We start from the raw sequence: 21,878 nt of genomic DNA, 5'->3' as shown, positions 1-21,878 counted from the left end.
CCTCTTCGGCAGCCGCCCGGCCGCACCGCCCGCCCGCCGGCCCGACACCGCCGGGACGGCCACGTCCGCGGCCCCGGCCGAGGGCTCCGGCGCCACCGGGTCCACCGGCTGACCCGGCTCCCGCCCGTACCCCTCTCGCGCCCCGCCCGGCCAACGCCCGGCGGGGCGCGGTGCGTTCACCGCCGGTAGCCCGCCATCAGGACCAGGAACACCACGAGGGCCGCCAGGCCCAGCAGCCACGGCAGCCCGCTGTACTCCTTGCGGAAGCCGCCCGCGCCGTGCTCCGTCGTCAGGTGCTCCCGGGCCCGGTCGTGCGCGAAGGCCCGCACCCGGCGCCGGTGGCCGCAGGTGTCGCACACCACATGGCGCACCTGTCCCGGCCCGGTCCTCACCCGCATCACGTGCCGGTGGCCGTCCTCGTCCTCGCCGCCCACCCTGCTGGTCTCCACGGACCACACCGCCCTTCCCCGTGCCGGCATCCTCGCACGGGTCGGCCGCAGGCGCCCCGGACCGGTCCGGGCGGGCCCGGCGGAGGCACTTTGTTGACCAGCGGTCAAAAATTAACCTCCAAGGTCTACCCGCGTAAACCCCCTGGGCGCCAAGCTGGTTGTCCACCCGGGCGGACTCCGCCCCGGGCGCCTCCGCCTGCCCTCACCCTGGGAGACCAGCATGCCCGAGATACGCTCGTTCCGCCGTGCCCTCACCGCCCTCGCCGGCGCCCTGCTGCTTGCCGTCACCACCCTGCTGGCCGGCGCCGGCAGCGCCCAGGCCGCCCTCCCCACCCCGGTCTCCGGCGCCACCGCCCGCAGCTACCTGGCCTCGCTCACGGTCGCCGCCGAGGCCCACGCCGACACCTACGACCGGGCGCTGTTCCCGCACTGGATCACCATCTCCGGCACCTGCAACACCCGCGAGACAGTCCTGAAGCGGGACGGCAGCAACGTGGTCACCGACTCCGCCTGTGCCTCCGTCAGCGGCAACTGGACCTCCGCCTACGACAACGTGACCACCACCAGCGCGTCCAGCTTCGACATCGACCACCTGGTGCCGCTGGCCGAGGCCTGGCGCTCGGGCGCCTGGGCCTGGAGCACCGCCCAGCGCCAGGCCCTCGCCAACGACCTGACCCGCCCCCAGCTGATCGCCGTCTCCGCCTCCTCCAACCGCAGCAAGGGCGACCAGGACCCGGCGCACTGGCTGCCGCAGACCTCCTACCGCTGCGTCTACTCCCGCGCCTGGGTCCAGGTGAAGTACTACTACGGCCTGACGATCGACAGCGCCGAGAAGACCGCCCTCACCTCGCTGCTGAGCGGCTGCGCCTGAGCCCGGACGGCTGAGCCGGGACATCTGAGCCCGCACGGCTGAGCCGGGGCCGCCGTTGGTCCCGGGTCCCCCGTTCGCCGTTCGGGCCATGGGCCCCGGGGTGCGTGGCCGCCCGTCCTCGTGACGGGCGGCCGCACCCCGGGGCCTCTCGCGTGCCTGGCGCCCCGGCCGGGCCCCGCTGCCTCCGGTGCGCCAAGTGGTCAGCGAAGCCGGGCAACTGACACCTTGCCGGACCACGGTCAGCCGGTGCCGGATACCGTGTCCCCGTGCGTGCGGATCACCGCGCGGGAGCGGTGGGGCCCCAGGAGGTTCCTGGCGGCGGGCCCGGCGCGGGCCGGGGAGGCCCGGGACGCGCCGGGGACGAGAGGGAGAGAACGGCATGAGCGGTGGGGGGACCGTGCTCGGGGGGCGCTACCGGCTGGTCGAGCGGATCGGCGGCGGGGGCATGGGCTCGGTCTGGCGGGCCGAGGACGAGGTGCTCGGGCGTCAGGTCGCGGTGAAGGTGCTGCACCGGGCGCTGTTCGAGGAGGGCACGTTCGCGGCCCGCTTCAAGCGCGAGGCGCAGCTGCTCGCGGCGCTGCGGCACCCGGGGATCGTGGACGTCCACGACTACGGCGAGGGCGAGGAGGAGTCGGGCGAGCGCGCGGCCTTCATCGTGATGGAGTTGGTCGAGGGGCGGCCGTTGAACGAGGTGCTCGCCGACGGCGGGCCGATGGGGGCGGAGCGGGCCCTGGGGCTCCTCGCCTCCGCACTGGACGCCTTGGAGGCCGCGCACCGGCGGGGCATCGTGCACCGCGACCTCAAGCCGTCGAACCTGATGCTGCGGGGCGACGACCGGCTGACGGTGACGGACTTCGGCATCGCGCGGGCCTTGGCGAGCAGCCGGATCACCGCCTCGCACACGGTGCTGGGGACGGCGTTGTACATGGCGCCGGAACAGGCGGAGGGAGCGGCGACGACGCCGGCCTCGGACCTGTACTCGATCGGTGTGGTCTGCTACGAACTGCTCACCGGCGAACCGCCGTTCCTGGGCGAGAGCGTGCTGGAGGTGGCGCTGAAGCACATCAGGGACCCGGCGCCCGAGCTGCCGTCCGGCGTCCCGCCGGCGGTGCGGGAGCTGGTCGCCAAGGCCCTGGCCAAGCGCCCGGAGGACCGTTTCGCGGACGCCGCGGCGATGGCGGCCGCGGCCCGCGCCGCGCTCGCCGACGGGGCGGCGGCCTCCGCGCCGACGGTCCGGGTGCCGCCCGCACCGGTGCCCGCGCTCCCGGTGGCCGGGGACGGGCCGGTGGCGGACGAGGTACCGGCGGCGAAGGACGCGCCCGCGGCCGGGGCGAGGGACGAGGTCGCTCCGGGCAGGGCCACGCCCGCTCCCGGGACACCGAAGGACGCTCCGGGCGCGGACGGGCCGGGCGCCGTCACCGAGCGGTCCGGACGCCGGTCGCGGCGCCGGCTGCTGGTGCCCTTCGTCGTCCCGGTGATCATCACGGCCGGCACGGGGACCGTCCTGCTGATCGACCGGCCCTCCTACCGGGCCGACGCGAACGCGCCGGGCCCGCAGCAGTCCGCCCCGGCGTCCGGCGCCCCGGCCGGGCCCGCCGGTACCGGCACCGCCTCCGCGGGGGCACCCGCACCCACGCCCACGGACCCCGCGGCGCAGGCCACCGCCGTCCCGTCCGCCGCCGTGCCCGGCACGCCCGGGCCGGCCACGGGCCCGGGCGCCCCGGGGAGTCCGCAGCCGAACGCGGCCGGGGGCGGGGGCACGGCCGGCGGCGCTGCGGCGGCCGGTGGTACGGGCGGGCAGGGCACCACCCCGCGCGGCGGGGCGTCCACGCCGGCGGCCGGTGCGCCTGCGCCGCCGGCCCCCGCAGGCCAGCCTGCACCGGCCCCCACCACCGCGGCGCCGGCGCCCGCGGTGCCGCAGGGCTGCGGCGGCACCGACTGGGGCGCCATCGTCAACGTGGGCGACAACCTCAAGATCGGCCTGGCCAAGGACGGACCGGCCGCCGGCACCGCCGCGGTCATGGGCGGCTACACCGCCTACGGCTGGGTGCACTCCGTGCCGAGCAGCTGGCACCACTTCAACCCGTGCAACATGAACGCCCCGGAGTTCGTCCAGACCACGGACGGGAAGGCGGCGCTCTCCGACGGGTTCAGCTTCCTGGCGAACTGGAAGGTGGACCCGGCCACCACGAGCGGCGCCGTGCTGCTGAAGGACTACATGGGCTCCAAGTGCCTGACCGACAACGGCGCGGGGAACCAGCTGACGATGGCCGCCTGCACCCCCGGCAACAAGGCGCAGGAGTGGCGGATCCCGTAGGGCCCGGCGCCCCGCGCGCGGGCCGGCCACGGCCGGTGGGCCCGCCTCGCCGCCTGCGGCGGGGAGCCGGGCCCACCGGGGTCACTCCACGGACACGCCCCAGCGGGCCGCCAGGCCCGCGAGCCCGCCGGGCACCGGGTCCGGCCCGGCCTCGAAGCGCCAGCCGCCGGCGCCGGTGCGGCGGATCGAACCCACCGTCATCGCGGTGTCGGCGATCCCCGCCGTACCGCCCGCCCAGCGCTCGGGGCCGTCGGCCGCCGACCCCAGGGCGGCCTGCACCGCCAGCCCGTGGACGTAGCCGAGCGGGAGCGCGGGCGGCGTCTCCTCCTCGGTCGAGACGGCGATCACCACCTCCTCCACGCCGGGCGCGAGCCGGGCCAGGTCGATGCTGAGCGCCGCGCCCCGGGCCGGCTGGCCCGCCACCGAGTGCGTGGGGTGCAGGGACACCGCGCCGTCCGGGTCCTGCGGGTTGTTGAAGAAGACGAAGTGCTCGTCGCTGAGCACCCGGCCGGAGGCGCAGAGGAAGGCCGACACGTCCAGCTCGACCGGGTCCCCGCCGACCGTCCGGCTCTGCCAGCTGATCTCCAGCCGGACGGCGCCGCCCGGCTCCTCCGCCGTGGCGCCGCCGGATCCCGCCGCCGCTGCTGCGCCGGCCGCCGGACCGCTGCCCGGCCGGCCCTGCGGCGCCGGGCCGAGCCGCCCGCGCAGCCCCTGCTCGGCCAGCAGCTCGACCAGCTCGGGGCCGGTGACCAGGCTGAGCGGCTTGTTCCGGATGTAGTCGTACGAGCCGGGCCCGAAGCCCGCCGTGGTGACCAGGATGCCCTTGATCGCGCCGTGGTGGCGGACGGTGCTGTCCAGGTCCCGGACGGCGGTGGGCGAGACCGTCGAACGGTAGCGCTTGGCCTGGATGACGATCCGGCCGCCGGTCACCGGGTCGAGGTCCTCGGCCACCACGTCGACCCCGGCGTCACCGCTGCGGGCGGTGGTCATCACCCGGTACCCGCGGGCCCGGAACAGCTCGGCGATCAGTTCCTCGAACTCGATCGGATCCATCTCGAAGAGGTCCGGCTCGTCCTCGCCGCCCTGCCCGGCGAGGCTGCCGCCGACGGTCTGCGGCAGCCGGTCCGGCTTCACCTCGTCCAGCCGTTCCGGCCGGGCCGAGAGCTTGCCGCCGAGGCCGAGCAGGCATTCGACGGCCGCGACCCGGTCCAGCGAGAGCGCCGAGAACTCCGCCCGCGACACCGTCGCCGTCAGCAGGAACCGCTCCGCCTCCCGCCCGGTCGCCGGGTCGATGCCGCGGACGAACCCGTTCAGCACCACCGAGCCGAGCAGCCCGTCGGCGTCGGCCCGGAACAGCTCGGTGACCACCCGCAGCCCGCTCTGCGCCAGCACCTCCCGGTACAGCGCCTTGCGTTCGGTGGCCGGCCGGGCCACCTCGGCCTCCCGGTCGTCCGACTTCACGTACCGCACCCGGGCGGCGCCCGGCACCACCTCGGCGCCCGGCAGCTCCCAGTTCACCACCAGCTCGCGGCTGGAGGCCTCCCAGGCCGCCACCAGGTTGTGCGGGAACCCCTCCGGCCAGCGCGCCGAGGCGTACAGCACCGCCGTGAAGTACTCCTGCACGGCCTCGGCCTCCCCGCCGCGCAGCCGCTCCAGCAACTCGCGGGTACGGGAGCCGCGTTCCTCGTCCTGGCGGCGGTGGTCGGCGACCCACGCCAGGTACTGCTGGTGGTACTCGCCGAGCCGGCGCTGCCGGTCGGCCTCGGCCGCCTGGGCCCGGTACCAGTCCTGCTCGAAGCGGGCACGGGCCTGGGCGAGGTACTCCTCGTACTGCCGGCGGATCGCCGGGTTCCGGGACTGCACGGCGTCCGGCGGCTGCACGTGGTACTGCGCCTGGTCGGGCATCGGCACCGGCACCCCCAGTCGGCCCGGCTCGAACGGTGGCACCTGGCCCGGCGTCAGCAGTGCCGCCGGACGGAACGCCGGCTGCGCCAGCCCCGTCCGCAGCACCTCGCGCAACTCCGTCACCCGGGAGTCCAGTTCGGCCGTCCGCCGGGCCGCCTCGGCCTCCCGGGACTGCTGGTACGCCCGCAGCGCCTCCCGCTCCCCGCGCGCCGCGGAGCGCTGCGACTCCCGCGACTCCCGTTCCTGCCGGCGCTGTTCGGCGGCCTGCGCCCGCCACTGGGCCTCCTCGCGGCGCTGCTGCTGCCGCTGCGCCTCCGCCCAGACCGCCAGCACTCCGTTGTTCCGCCGCCCCGCCACGTCCACCCCTTCGGTCCACGGCCGCCCGCCCCGCGTCCGGCCGCCCGGCCGCGGTGCGACCGCGCGGCAACAATAGAACGTGGACGGGTGGATCACCCAAGCGGCGGTCGGCAGCGGCCCGGGGAGCGGTCGCGCCGGGGCCCGCGCGGCCGGCACCGGCCGGTCCGGGCGGGGGTACGCGGACGGGCCCGGCGGCGGTCGCGCCCGCCGGGCCCGTCGGTGCGGCAGGGGTGCCGCCGGCGCCTCGGCGCCGTGTCAGGGGAGCTTGCTCGCCAGCACGGCGACCTTGCGGATGTCCGGGGGCGAGGCGAGGTGGGTGGCCGCGACGGACATCAGCGCCTCGGCGATCCGGCCCCGCAGGTGGGCGTCACGGCCCCGGTCGTCGGCGAAGGTGTCGAAGACCCCGAACGTGGTGTCGCTCTCACGGAACGCGAACCAGGTGACCGTCCCGGTCTCCTGCCGGGCCAGCTCCACGGCGTCCCGCAGCATCGCCGCCACCGCGTCGGCGTACTCGGGCCGGGCTTCGATCCTGGCGAGCAGGGCGACCTCACTCATCGGGCTCTCCTCATCTCTTCGCGGGCCCGCCCCGTCACCCGCCGGCCCCCGCCGCTGCGTGCGGCGCTGCGGGGACGCCGCCGGGGCGTCGAAGGGGACGTCGGTGGGGCGGTGAACGCCACCAGCGCACCACGGGGCCGGCACCGGGTGGCTGCGGACATGCCGCCCGCGGCCGGCAACCACCGGAACGGCCCCGCCTCGGCGCGTCGCTGCGGGGCCCGACGGCCGGCCCGGCCCGGTGGACGGCCCGGTGGACGGCCCGGGCCCGGCAACCGGCTCAGCCGTTGGTGCCGGGCACGCCCTGGAACGGCTGCACCGAGAGCTTCCCGCAGATGTTGAGGGTGTTGTTGTCGACGCCGCCGGTCACCTTGACCGTCCTGGCCTGGGTCTCGTCCGGCAGGATCACCTGGACCTTGCCGGCGGTCACCGCGCAGACCCGGCGCCCGGACGGCGAGCCCTCGGGGTTGACGTTGCTGTACTGCAGGTTGGCGTTGGCGAGCTGCTTCGGCTTGAGCGTCACCGCGGTCACCGGGAACCCGGTGTTGCGTTCGGCGGTCAGCGGCGCGGCGCCGCGCCCGGCGTCGTCGGTGACCTGGATCCCGGGGAAGCCGGTCAGCGTGCAGGTGCGGGCCGAGACGTTGACCACGTGCAGCGACGCGTAGGCGGGCTGCTTCCCGTCCGCGACCAGGTCCGGGCCGAGCACGCTCAGCTCCAGGTCGGCGGCGGTGCACCGGGTACCGGCCGGGGCCGCCGGGCCGGACGCCTTGGGGGCCGCCGACGCGTCACCCGCCGGCTTGCCCGCCGCGCTCCCGGCCGGCGCCGAGGGGGCCGCCGCACCGCCGGACGTCGCCACCGGCGCACCGGCGGCGGGCGCCGCGGCCGGGCCCTTCTCCCCGCTGTCGCAGGCGGTCAGGGCGAGTCCGGCGGCGAGTACGGCGGCGACGGTGAACGGAACCCGGCGGACGTGCATGGGTTCTCCTCCCGGAGAAGAGTGCAGGGCTTCGGTGCGCCCCGAACGACGATGTCGGTGCGGAGGACACGTGATCACCGGCAGTCGGTTGCAGGCGCCGGCTCCGGGTGCCCGTTCGGGCAGTCCGGCCCTGCCCGATGGGGCAGCGGCGGATCCGCCGGCCACCCGCCGAGGACCCGACGGCCACCCGCCGAGGACCCGGCCGCGGGTACCCGGCGGGCGCCGCGGGGCGGTCAGGACGCCGCCGGCGCGGGCTCCTTGACCTCGCTGAGCGGCGAGGCCAGCGATTCCAGGCTCCGCCGTTCCGCCTTCACCCCGATCGCCGCCTCGACCAGGCCGGCCGCCACCATCAGCCCCGCCCCGATGCAGAACGCGAGGGTCGTGTCGGACGGCTTTCCGCTGCTGACCAGCCCGTTGAAGAGCAACGGCCCGCTGATGCCGCCGATCGCCGTCCCGATCGCGTAGAAGAAGGCGATGCACAGCGCCCTGGTCTCCAGCGGGAAGATCTCGCTGACCGTCAGGTAGGCGGCGCTCGCACCGGCCGAGGCGAGGAAGAGGACCGCCGTCCAGCAGGCGGTCATCGTGCCGGCGCTCAGCGACCCCTGGTCGAAGAGGTACGCCGTGCCGAACAGCAGGGCCCCCGAGCCGATGTAGCAGCCGGCGATCATGGGTTTGCGGCCCACCGAGTCGAACAGGTGGCCCAGCAGCAGGGGGCCGAAGAAGTTGCCGACCGCGATCACCGCGAAGTAGTAGCCGGTGTCGCCCTCCGGCACGTCGAAGAAGGTGGTGAGGATGACGGCGTAGCCGAAGGTGACCGAGTTGTAGAGGAACGCCTGGCCGACGAAGAGCGCCAGCCCCAGCACGGTGCGCCGGGGGTAGCGGGTGGTGACGGTCCTGGCGATGGTGACGAATCCCAGCGGGCCCCGCGGCCGGATCCGGATGGGCTTCTCGGTGACCGCGGGGAGGCTCTCGCCGGTCTCCCGTTCGATGGTCCGCTCCACGTCCGTGACCAGCCGCTCCGCCTCCTCGGCCCGGCCGCTGGTGATCAGCCACCGGGGACTCTCCGGGACGTGCCGGCGGACCAGCAGGATCACCAGCCCGAGCACCACCCCGATGCCGAAGGCGAGCCGCCAGCCGATGTCGGTGGCGAACAGGGCGGTGTTCAGCAGGGCGATGGAGGCGAACGCGCCGATCGCGGCGCCGATCCAGAAGCTCCCGTTGATGATCAGGTCGATCCGCCCGCGGACCCGCGCGGGGATGAGCTCGTCGATCGCCGAGTTGATCGCCGCGTACTCGCCGCCGATGCCGAACCCGGTGAAGAAGCGGCAGACGAAGAAGAACCAGGCGCTCCACGAGAAGGCGGTCAGGGCGGTCGCGGCCAGGTACACCGCCAACGTGATCATGAAGAGCTTCTTGCGGCCCAGCCGGTCGGTGAGCCAGCCGAAGAACAGGGCCCCGCTGCAGGCGCCTGCCACGTAGATCGCGGCCGCCACGGTGGTGACCTGCGCGGTGGAGATGCTGATCCCGCTGCCCGACTCGGCGAGCCGGCCGGCGATGTTGCCGACGATCGTGACCTCAAGGCCGTCCAGGATCCAGACGGTGCCCAGGCCGATCACGATGCGCCAGTGCCAGCGGGACCACGGCAACCGGTCGAGCCGCGCCGGCACCGAGGTCTCGACGACATCGGCGGCCGCCGGAGACGGCTCGCCTGCGCGCTCCCGGCGCGTCGGTGGATTCTGTGATGCGGCCATGACGGACCTCCGTACCCGTGCGTCTCCCGGCTGTGGGGCGGCGTCTGCCCGGCAGGGCGCCGCCCACACATGGGACCGGGCGGGGTGCGCCGCCAGGCGGCGCGGAGGGCGGATCCTCCCCGGGCAGCCGTCGGCCGTCGACGATCGGGCGGAGCGGCGCCCGGCCCGCCGCCGAGCAGGCGGAACGTGCCGGGTGCAGCTCCGCGGCGATCCGTGCCGCCGCGACCCGGACCGGCCGGCGCCGGGGCGCCCGCCCGCCGGGCGGGTGCGCCGGGGCTCAGGCTCCCGGGTCGGCCCCGGTGAGGCGGTTGATGTCCTTGGGCCGCAGGATCCGGGTGCCGGGATCCACTCCCGGGGTGGCCAGCGCGATCATGGCGCGGCCGAGCTGCTCGCCGGTGTTGACCAGGTTCGGCGCCACCTTGCGGAGCAGGAGCAGCAGCGGCCCGGCCACCGCGTAGACCGTCCGGTAGAGCCGGGTCCTGGAGACCACCCCGTGCTGCGGCGCCACGATGCCGGGCCGGACCATGTACGCCCGGAACGGCAGCCGCAGCAGCTCGTTCTCCGTCCGGCCCTTGACCCTGGCCCACATCGAGCGGCCCCGCTCGGTACTGTCCGTGCCCTCGCCCGAGACGTAGACGAAGGTCAGTGCGGGGTTGGCGGCGGCCAGCGTGCGGGCCACCTTGAGCGTCAGGTCGTAGGTGATCCGCCGGTACGCGTCCTCCTTCATCCCGACCGAGGAGACGCCCAGACAGAAGAAGCACGCGTCGTATCCGGCCAGGCCGAGGTCCGGCGCGCTGAGGTCGGACGGGTCCGGCTGGAGGACGTCCCGCAGTTTGCGGTGCGCCAGGCCGAGCGGCGTCCGCCCGATCGTCAGGACGCTTTCGACGGAGTCGTCCCGCAGGCACTCGCGCAGCACGGCCCGGCCGATCATGCCGGTCGCACCGAAGATGATGACGTTCACGGGCCCAGCCTAGGCGCCGCCGGACGGGACCCGGCGCACCGCCGGGCCCGCGTCGCCGCGCACCCGCAGTCCGCCGTTACCGCAGGCTGCGCAGGTACTCGCGGTTCATCGCCGCGATGCTCGGCAGCGGGATGCCCTTGGGGCAGGCGGTCGCGCACTCGCCGGTGTTGGTGCAGCCGCCGAAGCCCTCGCTGTCCATCGCCTCCACCATCGACCGCACCCGGCCGCTCCGCTCCGGCGCGCCCTGCGGGAGCACGTTCAGGTGCACCACCTTGGCGGAGGTGAAGAGCATCGCCGAGCCGTTCGGGCAGGCGGCCACGCAGGCGCCGCAGCCGATGCACTCGGCGTGCTCGAAGGCGGTGTCGGCGGCCTCCTTGGGGACGGGCGTGGCGTGCGCCTCGGGGGCGCTGCCGGTGGGGGCGGTGATGTACCCGCCGGAGCCGATGATCCGGTCGAACGCCGAGCGGTCCACCACCAGGTCCTTCACCACCGGGAAGGCGGCGGCCCGCCAGGGCTCCACGTCGATGGTGTCGCCGTCCGCGAAGTGCCGCATGTGCAGTTGGCAGGTGGTGGTCCGCTCCGGGCCGTGCGCCCGGCCGTTGATGACCATGCCGCAGGCGCCGCAGATGCCCTCGCGGCAGTCGTGGTCGAAGGCGACCGGCGTGTCGCCGCGCAGGATCAGCTCCTCGTTGAGGGTGTCCAGCATCTCCAGGAAGGACATGTCGGGGCTGATGCCGCTGACCTGGTAGGTGGTCATCGAGCCGGCGGTGTCGGGGCCCGCCTGGCGCCAGATCCGCAGGGTGAGGTTCATGCGTAGCTCCGCTGGGTGGGGTGGACGTACTCGAAGTCGAGGTGCTCGCGGTGGAGCACCGGCGGGGCGCCGGTACCGGTGAACTCCCAGGCGGCGGCGTACGAGAACTCCTCGTCCTTGCGGGCCGCCTCGCCCTCCGGCGTGCGGCTCTCCTCGCGGAAGTGGCCGCCGCAGGACTCGGTGCGGTGCAGGGCGTCCAGGCACATCAGCTCGGCGAGCTCGAAGTAGTCGACCAGGCGGTTGGCCTTCTCCAGCGACTGGTTGAGCTCCTGGCCGGTGCCCGGCACCTTGATCCGGCGCCAGAACTCCTCGCGCAGCTGCGGGATCCGCTCCAGCGCCCGGCGCAGTCCGGCCTCGTCGCGGGCCATCCCGCACTCCTCCCAGAGGAGTTCGCCGAGTTCGCGGTGGAAGGAGTCGGGGGTGCGGTCGCCGTTCACCGCGAGGATCAGGTTCAGCCGGTCGGTGACCTCGGCCGTCACCTCCTCGATCGCGGGGTGGTCGGCGGGCACGGGCTCGGCGGTGTGCCGGGCGAGGTAGTCGTTGAGGGTGGCCGGCAGGACGAAGTAGCCGTCGGCCAGGCCCTGCATCAGCGCGCTGGCGCCGAGCCGGTTGGCGCCGTGGTCGGAGAAGTTCGCCTCGCCGATCGCGAACAGGCCGGGCAGGCTGGTCTGCAGGTCGTAGTCGACCCAGAGCCCGCCCATGGTGTAGTGGATCGCGGGGTAGATCCGCATCGGCACCCGGTACGGGTCCTCGGCGGTGATCCGCTCGTACATCTCGAACAGGTTCCCGTACCGGGCCTCGACCTGGTCGCGGCCGAGCCGGGCGATCGCGTCGGCGAAGTCCAGGTAGACGCCCTGGCCGCCGGGGCCGACGCCGCGTCCCTCGTCGCAGACGTTCTTGGCGGCCCGGGAGGCGATGTCGCGCGGCACCAGGTTGCCGAAGGAGGGGTAGATCCGCTCCAGGTAGTAGTCCCGCTCGTGCTCCGGGATCTCGGCCGGCGGGCGGGTGTCGCCCTTGGCCCTGGGCACCCAGATCCGGCCGTCGTTGCGCAGCGACTCGCTCATCAGGGTCAGCTTCGACTGGTGGTCGCCGCTGCGCGGGATGCAGGTCGGGTGGATCTGGGTGAAGCACGGGTTGGCGAAGTGCGCGCCGCGGCGGTGGGCCCGCCAGACGGCCGTGGCGTTGGAGTTCTTGGCGTTGGTGGAGAGGTAGAAGACGTTGCCGTAGCCGCCGCTGGCGAGCACCACGGCGTCCGCCAGGTGGGTGGAGATCTCTCCGGTGACCAGGTCGCGGGCGACGATGCCGCGGGCCCGGCCGTCGATCACCACCAGGTCGAGCATCTCGGTGCGCGGGTGCATCTCGACGTTGCCGGCCGCGATCTGGCGGGAGAGCGCCTGGTACGCGCCGAGCAGCAGCTGCTGCCCGGTCTGGCCGCGGGCGTAGAAGGTCCTGGAGACCTGGACACCGCCGAAGGACCGGGTGTCCAGCAGGCCGCCGTACTCGCGGGCGAACGGGACGCCCTGGGCGACGCACTGGTCGATGATCTCCACCGAGACCTGGGCCAGCCGGTGGACGTTGGACTCGCGGGCCCGGAAGTCCCCGCCCTTGACGGTGTCGTAGAACAGCCGGCGGACGGAGTCGCCGTCGTTGCGGTAGTTCTTGGCCGCGTTGATGCCGCCCTGCGCGGCGATCGAGTGGGCCCGTCGGGGGGAGTCCTGGAAGCAGAACTGCACCACGTGGTAGCCCTGTTCGGCCAGCGTGGCGCCGGCGGAGCCGCCCGCCAGGCCGGTGCCGACCACGATCACGGTGTGCTTGCGGCGGTTCGCCGGGTTGACCAGCTTCGCCTCGAACCGTCGCTGGTCCCACCGCTGTTCGATCGGCCCGGCCGGGGCCTTGGTGTCGGCGACCGGCTCGCCGACGGTGTAGGCGGCGTAGTCGGTGGCGTGGGCGGTGGGCCGGGCGGACCCGGCGGCGGGGGCGGGGCCGCCGGGGCCGGCGGCGTTGCTGGGGGTGTCGGGCGTGTTCAACTCACCACTCCGGTCATGACGGCCACGGGTACGGACAGGAAGCCGGCGGTCAGCACCAGGGCCAGGCCGTTGGCGGTGGCCTTCAACGCCCGGTCCCGACGGGCGTTGTTGGCGCCCAGGGTCTGCGCGGCGCTCCAGAAGCCGTGCCGGACGTGCAGGCCGACGGCCAGCATCGCCACGATGTAGATCACGCAGCTGTACCAGTGCGAGAAGGAGGCCACGATGTTCTGGTACGGGTGCCCCTCCTCGGCGCGCGGGTTCACGGTGAGGGTGGTCAGGTCGAGGATGTGCCAGACGATGAACAGGGCCAGGATGATCCCGCCCCAGCGCATCGTCCGGGTCGCGTAGCTCGCCCGCCGTCGCCGGTGCGCGTACCCGGTCGGCCGGGCGGCCAGGTCGCGGCGGCTCAGCTGGTAGGCGGCGACGCCGTGCAGGCCGACGGCCGCGAGCAGCCCGAAGCGGGCGATCCAGAGGAACCAGCCGTGCCCGAGGAAGGGCTGCCCGAGGGTGCGCAGCCAGGCCGCGTACCCGTTGATGTCGTCGGGGCCGAAGAAGACCTTGAGGTTCCCCAGCATGTGGAAGACCAGGTAGAGCAGCATGACCAGTCCGCTGACGGCCATCACCGCCTTCTTGCCGACGGTCGACCGCCAGAGGGTCTCCAGAGTGGACGGTCTACGGCCCGTCCTAGTCGCCTGTGCCATGCCGTCCACGGTAGGAACCGCCCGACGGTACGTCCAAGACATGATGCGGCTCACCATCATAGGCCTGGCCTATCGTGGGAGGTGTGCAGCTCCAGCAACTCCGCTACTTCGTCGCCGTCGCCGACGCCCGGCACTTCACCCGGGCGGCCGAGGCCGAGCATGTCGCCCAGCCCTCGCTCTCCCAGCAGATCCGCTCGCTGGAAAGGGAGTTGGGGGCCGAGCTGTTCCACCGGGCCCGGGGGAACATCGCCCTGACCGACGCCGGTGACGCCCTGCTGCCGCTGGCCCGCAGGATCCTGGCCGACACCGAGAGCGCCCGGCTGGCGGTGCAGGAGACCGTGCGGCTGCGCCGGGGCCGGGTCCGGCTCGGGGCGCCGCCGAGCCTGTGCACCAGCCTGGTGCCGGACGTCCTGCGCGGATTCCGGGACCGGTACCCGGAGGTCACGCTGGCGGTCCGGGAGGGCGGCTCCCGGGACCTGGTGCGCAGCCTCGGCGCCGGCGAACTGGACCTGGCGCTGATCATCGCCTCGCCGGCCGGAGAGGCGCCCGGCCCCGCCCTCACGGTGACCGAGCTGCTGCACGAGGAGCTGGTGCTGGTCTCGGCCGGCGCCGGCCCGCGCCGCCGGCAACGGATCCGGGTCGAGGAGCTGCGGGACCGCCCGCTGGTGATGTTCCGGGAGGGCTACGACCTGCGGGAGACCACCATCGGGGCCTGCCGGGCCGCCGGTTTCGAGCCGGTCTTCGCCGTCGAGGGCGGCGAGATGGACGCCGTGCTGGGCTTCGTCCGGGCGGGCCTGGGGCCGGCCGTGCTGCCGGGGATGGTCGCCGCGCACTCCGGGCTCGTCGTCAGGCACTTCTCCGGCGCCGGCCTGGGGCGGACCATCGCGGTCGCGCACGAGCGGGAGGTGCCGCTCACCAGGGCCGCCGCCGCACTCCGGGCCGCGCTGCTGGAGCACCTGCGGGAGGCGGCCCGGACGGGCGGTCTGCCGCCCGGCACCCGGCTGCTGCTGGACTGACCACGGGACTGGTCGCGGCACCGGGCCGGTCGCTGCACCGGTCGCCGGGCCGGTCGCCGGACCGGTCCCGTCGGCCAGAATATGCAACCACATGGTTGCGTCTCGGTCGGGAGCCGTGCGACCATCGAACGACCGTTTCCGGGGAGGGGCACAGTATGGTCGCCGACCGTATCGAGCGTGAGATCGTCATCGCGGCGCCGCCCGAGCGGGTCTGGGCCGTGCTCACCGACCCGGCGTTCCTGGGCACCTGGTTCGGCAGCGGAGCTCCGGCCGAACTCGACCTGCGGCCCGGCGGCCGGCTGGTCTTCGACCGGCTGGGGGAGGGCAGCGTCCCGGCCCGGATCGAGCGGGTCGACCCCCCGCGCCGCCTGGCCTACCGCTGGTCGCAGGGGCTCCCCGGCCAGGAGCCGGACGCGGGCAACTCCACCCTGGTCGAGTTCACCCTCGTCCCGGACGGCGCGGTCACCCGGCTGCGGATGGTGGAGAGCGGCTTCGCCGCCCTCGACACCACGCAGGACGTCCGCCGGGCGCGGCGCGAGCAGAACAGCGCGGGCTGGCACCACAAGCTCGCGGAGCTGCGGCAGCACACCGAGCAGCTGGTGGTATGACCGCCCCCGACGCGGTGGACCGGGTGCTGGTCGCCCTGGCCGACCCGATGCGGCGCCGCATCCTGGACGGACTGGCGGCGACCGGCGACGCCACCGCGACCACCCTGGCCGCCGCGCTGCCGGTCAGCCGGCAGGCCGTCGTCAAACACCTCGCCGTCCTCGGCCGGGCCGGCCTGGTGCTCGCGCTCCGCTCGGGGCGGGAGGTCCACTACCGGCTCTGCCCGCGGCCGCTCGACGCCACCTCCCGGTGGATGGCGGGGCTGGCCACCGCGTGGGACGGCCGGCTGCAGGGCCTCAAGCACCTCGCCGAAGCGGCCCGGGAGGCCGGCGCGGCGCTCCCGGCCGCGGAGGGCGTCCCGGCCGCCAGGTCCGTCCCGGCGGGGGAGGCCGTCCCGCACGGGCAGGCCGTGCCGGCGGGACAGGCCGTGCGGCGGCCGCCGGGCCGGCCGGCCGCCGGCTCCGGGGGCGCGACGGCGCACGAAGGCCCGGGGGCACCCCCGGGCCTTCGCCGGTGCGGGGGTCAGGCGGGGAGGACCGCCTCGATCGCCTCGACGACCTCCGGGGCCAGCGGCTCGGTGCGCGGGCGGATCCGGGCGGCCACCGTGCCGTCCGGGGTGATCAGGAACTTCTCGAAGTTCCAGCTGATGTCGCCGGCCTCGCCCGCGGCGTCGGCGGCCTTGGTCAGCTCGGCGTACAGCGGGTGCCGCTCGTCGCCGTTCACGTCGGTCTTCTCGAACAGCGGGAAGGAGACGCCGTACGTGGTGGAGCAGAAGGTCGCGATCTCCTCCGAGCTGCCCGGCTCCTGCCCGGCGAACTGGTTGGACGGGAAGCCGAGGACGCTGAAGCCGCGCGCCCCGTACTGCTCCTGAAGGCTCTCCAGGCCGGCGTACTGCGGGGTCAGCCCGCACTTGGAGGCGACGTTGACGATCAGCAGCGCCTTGCCCTTGTAGTCGGCGAGCGAGGCGGCCTCGCCGGACAGCGTGCGCAGCGGGATGTCGTACAGGCTCACGAGGGTGTCCTTCGGTAGGTCGGGTCGGTCCGTACGGATGGTGCCATGGCGCACAACCACGACCGGGACCAGCATGTTCCGCCCCGGCGCCCCCGATCCGCGCACGGTGCGCCGCCCCGCGCCGGGTACTTGCCGACCGCAATGGCTGAGATGGTGTGCGAATCGCCCGAACCGTGACCTACCGGTGCCTCAGAACGGGAACCCGCAGGCCGCGCGCCGCGTCGATTGCAGAGGCCGCACCACCGTGCGGCGCAGGTGCGGGCAGGAACGAACGGGGGGCGGTCGCGATGGACGCCGACGCTGCGGGCAGGAACGGCGAGGACGCGGGGCAGGCCGCGGGCACCGGCGACTGGGTGCTGCCCGGCTACACGCACGGCCGGGAGCTGGGCACCGGCGCCAGCGGCCGGGTGGTGCTGGCCACCCACGACGCCACCGGCACCCCGGTCGCCGTCAAGTACCTCAACCGCGCGGCCGGCGGCGACAACCTGCGAGCCGAGGCCGAGGTGCTCGGCGGGCTCCGCTCACCGTACGTCACCCGGCTGTACGAGTACGTGGAGAGCAGCCGGGGCTGCGCCATCGTGATGGAGCTGGTCGACGGCCTCGCGCTGCGCACCCTGCTGCGCGAGGAGGGCGCCACCACCCCGCGGGCCGCGCTGGTGGTGCTCAAGGGCTCCCTGCTCGGCCTGGCCGCCGCCCACGCGGCGGGCGTGGTGCACCGCGACTACAAGCCCGGCAACGTGCTGGTCGCCGCCGACGGCAGCTCCAAGCTGGTGGACTTCGGCATCGCCGTGCGCAGCGGCGACGACCGGGACATCTCCGGCACCCCCGCCTACCTGGCGCCCGAGCAGTGGGCCGGCCGGCCCGCGTCCCCCGCGGCGGACGTCTACTCGGCGACGGTGACCTTCTTCGAGTGCCTGACCGGCGCCCGCCCGTTCGACGGTGCGACCATCGCCGAACTCGCGGTGCAGCACACCGAGGCCCCGATCCCGGACGAGCTGGCGCCCGCCGAGGTCCGGCCGCTGATCCGGGCCGGCCTGGCCAAGACCCCGTCCTCGCGTCCGGACAGCGCCGCCAGCTTCGTCACCGAACTGGAGGCGGTCGCGGTGGCCGGCTACGGGCCGGACTGGGAGGAGCGCGGCCGGGCGGAGCTCGCCGCCCTGGTGCTGGCACTGGCCATGCTGCTGCCCTGGGGCGGCGCGGCGGCCGGCGACGGCGGTACGGCGCTGGCGCACACCTCGCTGGCGCAGAGCGGGCTGCCGTCCGCCGGCGCGGGTGCGGGCGCGAGCGGGCTGCGGACGGCGCCCAGGCTCGGCCGGCGCGCCAAGGTGCTGGCCGGGGCCGGCGCGGGGCTGCTGGTGGCGGGCTCCTTCGCCGGGGTGGCGGTGGCCGGCGCGAGCGAGCGGGACGCCCGCACCGTGCTGGCGGCCCCGTCTCCGGTGGCCACCACGACGCTCGGCGCGGGCCTCCCGACGTCCGCCGCGCCGCCGGCCGACACTGCCACGCCCGACCCCACCGCCACCGCCACCGACTCGGCCTCGCCGTCGCCGTCGCCCTCGCCCTCGCCGTCCGCCTCGCTCTCGGCCGCGCCGACCCCCGGCGCGACCGTGACCACCCGGCCGCCGACCGTGGCCCCGACCGCGACCGGCAAGCCCTCGGCGCCCGCCACCTCGCCGGCCCCGCCGACCCCGACCGCGACCACGCCGAGCGCGACGGTCGCGCCGCCGCCGGTGAAGGCACGGGTGACGTACCTCAACCTCGACGCGCTGAACTGCGGTGGCCGCTACGACCTGACCGGGACCGTGAGCGTGCAGACGGACGGCGCCGCCGACGTCGTGCTGACGCTGAGCTGGATCCATCGGGCTAGCGACACCGCCCCGAAGGTGGTGGTCGCCTCCCAGACGGTGGTGATCCCGAAGGGGTCGACTGGGTTCAAGGGTGTCCGCTACCTGCACTCCTTCGGCTCCGCCGACACCTACCCGATTTGGGGCCTCCAGGTCTCGACCAGCCCCGCCGCCGAGCCGAGTCGGACCACCCCCATCACCTACCTGCCCGTCTACGCCTACACCTGCAACCCGCCCCGCTGAGCCGGATCCACACGCCCAGGAGGGCAGCATGACCACACCGGGAAAGCCCCCGACCGACCCCGACGAGGCGCTCACCGTCCGGCTCGACGAGGACGCCGCCGAGCGGACCACCAGGCTGGGCCGGGCGCCGTCCGCGGGCCCGGCCGCAGCCGGCCCGTCCGTCGACGACGCCGCCACCGTCCTGGACCCGACCGTCTGGGCCAAGCCCGCCGTCCCCTCGCAGTCGGCGGGCCCCGAGCAGGCGGCCCCCGAGCCGGCGGTCCCGCAGCCGATGGCGCTGCCGCCGCTGGTGGGCGGCACCCAGACGCTCGGCACCTTCGGAGCGGCGGAGGACGCCACCCAGCGGCTCGACGCGCCGGTGCCCGCCGGTGCCCCGGCCGCTGCGGTCCCCGCCGGCCACGCGGCCGCTGCGATGCCCCTGCCGGCCGTCGCCCCTGAGGACGAACGTCCGCTCGCCGAGGGCGAGTTGCGGCGCTTCGGCCCGGGTGTCCCGGCCGCTGCCGCCGCCGTCTGGCACGGAGAGGTGGAGCCGGACCGGCCGGTCCGGCGCAAGGGCCGGCGCCGGCTGCTCGCCGTCCTCCTGCTGCTGGCCCTGCTGGCGCTGCTCGCCTGGCGCTGGTACTCCCCGTCGCTGGCCGTCACCTCGGTCGCCGTCGCCACCGACCCGGCCGGCCCGCCGTGCGGCGGCGCCGCCGTCGTCACGGCCACCGCGCAGACCAACGGCCATGCCGGCAAGGTCCGTTACCGCTGGGTGCGCAGCGACGGCGGCTCGTCCGGCGAGCTGGTGCAGTCCGTCCCCGAGGGCACCCGGCAGGCCGATCTGGTGCTGCGCTGGACCTTCGACGGCCACGGCACCATGCAGGCCACCGCCACCGTCGAGATCCTCTCGCCGGGGCAGCACACCGCGGCCGCGAGCTTCACGTACTCCTGCCCCTGAGGCCGGGGTCCCGTTCCCCGTCGGGCCCGTGGGTGATGCCCCGGCGCGACGGGGAGCGGCCCGCCCGGGCTCAGAGGGCGATCTGGTAGAGGATGAACCCCCGGTTGACCGCCACCTGGTCGTAGAGCCGCCGGGCCGTCGCGTTGGTCTCCTGGGTGGACCAGTAGACCCGGCTGCAGTCGCGCTCGCGCGCCCAGTCGGTGACGGCGGCGATCAGCGCCCGCCCGACGCCGCGGCCGCGGGCCTCCGGTGCGGTGAACAGGTCCTGGAGGTAACAGACGTCCGGTGCGGTGGTGCTGGCGTGCACCAGGAAGTGCGTGATGCCCACCAGCCGGCCGTCGGTCCGCGCGCCGAAGGCGTGCATCACGGTGTCGTCCAGGAACGCCGTCCAGGCCCGCTCGTACATCTCCGGTGTGATCTCGCGTCGGTAGAAGTCGAGGTACCCCCGGAAGAGGACCTCCCACTCCGCGCGGTCCCCGGGGGAGAGCCTGTCGATGCTGACGCCGTCCTGGGTCATGGGTGGTGCCGCCTTCCGCGGGTGGGGCCGTCCGGACGGCACGACCTTACGCGGGCGCACAGCCGTACGGGCCCCCGGCACTGCTCGCGGCAGCACCGGGGGCCCGTACGGGTGGTCAACTCCGCCGCGGTGCGGCGGTGCTGACGTCGGTCGCGACGTCGGTCAGGACTTGAGGGCCTTGATCGCGGTCGGGGCGTGGCCGGGCTCGGTGGCCAGCTCCTCCCACTCGTTGATCGCGTCGATGCCGGCGGCACCCATCGAGATGTTGGTGACCCGCTCCAGGATCGCCTCGACGACGACCGGGACGCGGAACTCGGCGGCCAGCTTCTTGGCCTCCTCGAAGGCCGGCAGCAGCTGGTCCGGCTCGGTGACCCGGATGGCCTTGCAGCCGAGGCCCTCGACGACCTTGACGTGGTCGACGCCGTAGACGCCCAGCTCGGGGGAGTTGATGTTCTCGAACTCCAGGTTGACCTGGAAGTTGATGTCCAGGCCGCGCTGCGCCTGGCGGATCAGGCCCAGGTAGGCGTTGTTGACGAGGACGTGGACGTAGGGGATCCGGTGCTGGGCGCCGACGGCCAGCTCCTCCAGCATGAACTGGAAGTCGTAGTCGCCGGAGAGGGCGACCACCGGGGTCTCCGGGTCGGCGGTGGCGACACCGAGCGCGGCCGGGATGGTCCAGCCGAGCGGGCCGGCCTGGCCGCAGTTGATCCAGTGGCGCGGCTTGTAGACGTGCAGCATCTGCGCGCCGGCGATCTGGGACAGGCCGATGGTGGTGACGTAGCGGGTCTCCGGGCCGAAGGCCTTGTTCATCTCCTCGTAGACGCGCTGCGGCTTCATCGGCACGTTGTCGAAGTGCGTGCGGCGCTGCAGGGTGGCCTTGCGCTCCTGGGTGGAGGCGGCCCACGCGCTGCGGTCGGGGAGCTTGCCGGCGGCCTTCAGCTCCTTGGCGACCTCGACGAACAGCTCCAGGGCGGCCTTGGCGTCGGAGGCGATGCCGAAGTCCGGGGCGAAGATCTTGCCGAGCTGGGTCGGCTCGACGTCCACGTGGACGAACTTGCGGTCCTTGGTGTAAACGGCGAGGTCACCGGTGTGGCGGTTGGCCCAGCGGTTGCCGATGCCGAGGACGAAGTCCGACTCCAGCAGGTTGGCGTTGCCGTAGCGGTGCGAGGTCTGCAGGCCGACCATGCCGGCGTTCAGCTCGTGGTCGTCGGCGAGGATGCCCCAGCCCATCAGGGTCGGGATGACGGGGGTGCCGGTGAGCTCGGCGAACTCGACCAGCAGCTCGGAGGCGTCGGCGTTGATGACGCCGCCGCCGGCGACGATCAGCGGGCGCTCGGACTCCAGCAGGAACCCGATCGCCTTCTCGATCTGCGCGCGGGTGGCGAACGGCTTGTAGACCGGCAGCGGCGCGTAGGTCTCGGGGTCGAACTCGATCTCGGTCAGCTGGACGTCGATCGGCAGGTCGATCAGGACCGGGCCGGGACGGCCGGAGCGCATCAGGTGGAAGGCCTGCTGGAACACGCCGGGGACCTGCGCGGCCTCCAGGACGGTGGTCGCGGCCTTGGTGACCGGCTTGGCGATCGAGGCGATGTCGACGGCCTGGAAGTCCTCCTTGTGCAGCTTCGCGACCGGGGCCTGGCCGGTGATGCAGAGGATCGGGATCGAGTCGGCGATCGCCGAGTACAGGCCGGTGATCATGTCGGTGCCGGCCGGGCCCGAGGTGCCGATGCAGACACCGATGTTGCCGGCCTTGGCGCGGGTGTACCCCTCGGCCATGTGCGAGGCGCCCTCGACGTGGCGCGCGAGCGTGTGCCGGATCTCGCCGGAGGCCTTGAGCGCGGCGTAGAAGGGGTTGATCGCCGCGCCGGGCACGCCGAACGCGACCTCGACGCCTTCGCGCTTGAGGATCTCCACTGCCGCGCGGGCGGCTGTCATTCGAGGCATCGGGTTTCTCCTGCGTCGGCCCGTTGTGGGTCGGAGGGCTCATCTCCTGAGTTCCACGATACGGAAGAACGGTTTTGGTATGCGGAAA

At 74.5% G+C, this 21,878-nt stretch carries 18 protein-coding genes and 1 pseudogene; 7 read left to right on the top strand and 12 right to left on the bottom strand.

The genetic code is table 11. The annotated features are described in order from the left end of the window. Positions 1 to 176: 176 nt before the first annotated feature. Positions 177 to 449: a hypothetical protein gene (locus tag IE329_RS26485; RefSeq protein WP_190213493.1), complete on the bottom strand. Its 273-nt coding sequence runs from the start codon at positions 447 to 449 to the stop codon at positions 177 to 179. A 220-nt stretch (positions 450 to 669) separates the two neighbouring features. On the opposite strand from IE329_RS26485, the gene IE329_RS26480 reads away from it, so the two are divergent. Both IE329_RS26480 and IE329_RS26475 read left to right on the top strand, forming a co-directional pair. Beyond that, positions 670 to 1,320 (top strand): HNH endonuclease family protein, encoded by a 651-nt coding sequence (locus IE329_RS26480; protein WP_190213492.1) that lies wholly within the window; start codon positions 670 to 672, stop codon positions 1,318 to 1,320. Positions 1,321 to 1,699: 379 nt separating this feature from the next. After that, positions 1,700 to 3,637 carry a serine/threonine-protein kinase gene (locus tag IE329_RS26475; RefSeq protein ID WP_190213491.1) on the top strand — a complete coding sequence of 646 codons (1,938 nt, stop codon included), beginning with the start codon at positions 1,700 to 1,702 and terminating at the stop codon, positions 3,635 to 3,637. An 81-nt stretch (positions 3,638 to 3,718) separates the two neighbouring features. Here IE329_RS26475 and IE329_RS41595 read toward each other — a convergent pair whose 3' ends face one another. The 8 genes from IE329_RS41595 to IE329_RS26435 form a co-directional block, all read right to left on the bottom strand. Further along, positions 3,719 to 5,899, bottom strand: coding sequence for a restriction endonuclease (locus IE329_RS41595; RefSeq protein WP_190213490.1), 2,181 nt, complete (start codon positions 5,897 to 5,899; stop codon positions 3,719 to 3,721). A gap of 255 nt (positions 5,900 to 6,154) precedes the next feature. Next, complete coding sequence (locus IE329_RS26465; protein WP_190213489.1) at positions 6,155 to 6,454, bottom strand: putative quinol monooxygenase; 300 nt, start codon at positions 6,452 to 6,454, stop codon at positions 6,155 to 6,157. 277 nt (positions 6,455 to 6,731) lie between these two features. After that, positions 6,732 to 7,424 (bottom strand): DUF4232 domain-containing protein, encoded by a 693-nt coding sequence (locus IE329_RS26460; protein WP_190213488.1) that lies wholly within the window; start codon positions 7,422 to 7,424, stop codon positions 6,732 to 6,734. Between the two features lie 233 nt (positions 7,425 to 7,657). Beyond that, positions 7,658 to 9,175: an MFS transporter gene (locus IE329_RS26455; RefSeq protein WP_190213487.1), complete on the bottom strand. Its 1,518-nt coding sequence runs from the start codon at positions 9,173 to 9,175 to the stop codon at positions 7,658 to 7,660. A 277-nt stretch (positions 9,176 to 9,452) separates the two neighbouring features. Continuing rightward, entirely contained in the window at positions 9,453 to 10,136 is a 684-nt protein-coding gene (locus IE329_RS26450) for a Rossmann-fold NAD(P)-binding domain-containing protein (protein ID WP_190213486.1), read from the bottom strand. Between the two features lie 76 nt (positions 10,137 to 10,212). Beyond that, positions 10,213 to 10,947 (bottom strand): succinate dehydrogenase/fumarate reductase iron-sulfur subunit, encoded by a 735-nt coding sequence (locus IE329_RS26445; protein WP_190213485.1) that lies wholly within the window; start codon positions 10,945 to 10,947, stop codon positions 10,213 to 10,215. After that, positions 10,944 to 12,974, bottom strand: coding sequence for a fumarate reductase/succinate dehydrogenase flavoprotein subunit (locus IE329_RS26440; RefSeq protein ID WP_229927772.1), 2,031 nt, complete (start codon positions 12,972 to 12,974; stop codon positions 10,944 to 10,946). The genes IE329_RS26445 and IE329_RS26440 overlap by 4 nt, the downstream gene beginning before the upstream one ends. Continuing rightward, on the bottom strand, positions 12,971 to 13,675 hold the full coding sequence (locus IE329_RS26435; RefSeq protein WP_190213484.1) for a succinate dehydrogenase cytochrome b subunit: 705 nt from the start codon (positions 13,673 to 13,675) through the stop codon (positions 12,971 to 12,973). Before IE329_RS26435 ends, IE329_RS26440 begins: the two co-directional genes overlap by 4 nt. A gap of 83 nt (positions 13,676 to 13,758) precedes the next feature. On the opposite strand from IE329_RS26435, the gene IE329_RS26430 reads away from it, so the two are divergent. The 3 genes and pseudogenes from IE329_RS26430 to IE329_RS26420 all read left to right on the top strand — a co-directional run. Beyond that, a complete protein-coding gene (locus IE329_RS26430) occupies positions 13,759 to 14,691 on the top strand; it encodes a LysR family transcriptional regulator (protein ID WP_190213483.1) in 933 nt (310 codons plus the stop codon). A 155-nt stretch (positions 14,692 to 14,846) separates the two neighbouring features. Then, positions 14,847 to 15,299 (top strand): SRPBCC family protein, encoded by a 453-nt coding sequence (locus IE329_RS26425; RefSeq protein ID WP_190213482.1) that lies wholly within the window; start codon positions 14,847 to 14,849, stop codon positions 15,297 to 15,299. Further along, a pseudogene (locus tag IE329_RS26420) lies at positions 15,296 to 15,616 on the top strand (ArsR/SmtB family transcription factor); the annotation flags it as partial. The gene IE329_RS26425 and the pseudogene IE329_RS26420, both read left to right, overlap by 4 nt. Positions 15,617 to 15,819: 203 nt before the next feature. Here the strand turns inward: IE329_RS26420 and IE329_RS26415 are convergent. Then, complete coding sequence (locus tag IE329_RS26415) at positions 15,820 to 16,308, bottom strand: glutathione peroxidase (protein WP_190213481.1); 489 nt, start codon at positions 16,306 to 16,308, stop codon at positions 15,820 to 15,822. Positions 16,309 to 16,595: 287 nt separating this feature from the next. Between IE329_RS26415 and IE329_RS26410 the strand changes: the two genes are divergently transcribed. Further along, complete coding sequence (locus tag IE329_RS26410; RefSeq protein WP_229927771.1) at positions 16,596 to 18,392, top strand: serine/threonine-protein kinase; 1,797 nt, start codon at positions 16,596 to 16,598, stop codon at positions 18,390 to 18,392. Positions 18,393 to 18,420: 28 nt separating this feature from the next. Next, on the top strand, positions 18,421 to 19,329 hold the full coding sequence (locus IE329_RS26405) for a hypothetical protein (protein ID WP_190213480.1): 909 nt from the start codon (positions 18,421 to 18,423) through the stop codon (positions 19,327 to 19,329). A 70-nt stretch (positions 19,330 to 19,399) separates the two neighbouring features. Here the strand turns inward: IE329_RS26405 and IE329_RS26400 are convergent, their stop codons facing one another. Beyond that, the gene (locus tag IE329_RS26400) at positions 19,400 to 19,846 is read right to left on the bottom strand and encodes a GNAT family N-acetyltransferase (protein WP_190213479.1); all 447 of its coding nucleotides are present in this window, start codon (positions 19,844 to 19,846) and stop codon (positions 19,400 to 19,402) included. A gap of 162 nt (positions 19,847 to 20,008) precedes the next feature. Continuing rightward, the gene (gcl, locus tag IE329_RS26395) at positions 20,009 to 21,790 is read right to left on the bottom strand and encodes a glyoxylate carboligase (protein ID WP_190213478.1); all 1,782 of its coding nucleotides are present in this window, start codon (positions 21,788 to 21,790) and stop codon (positions 20,009 to 20,011) included. Positions 21,791 to 21,878: the final 88 nt, after the last annotated feature.

The organism is Kitasatospora indigofera, from assembly GCF_014655955.1.
Classification (GTDB): domain Bacteria; phylum Actinomycetota; class Actinomycetes; order Streptomycetales; family Streptomycetaceae; genus Kitasatospora; species Kitasatospora indigofera.
The sequence above is the reverse complement of the archived record's forward strand: the minus strand, read 5'-3'. Positions and strand labels throughout refer to the sequence as shown.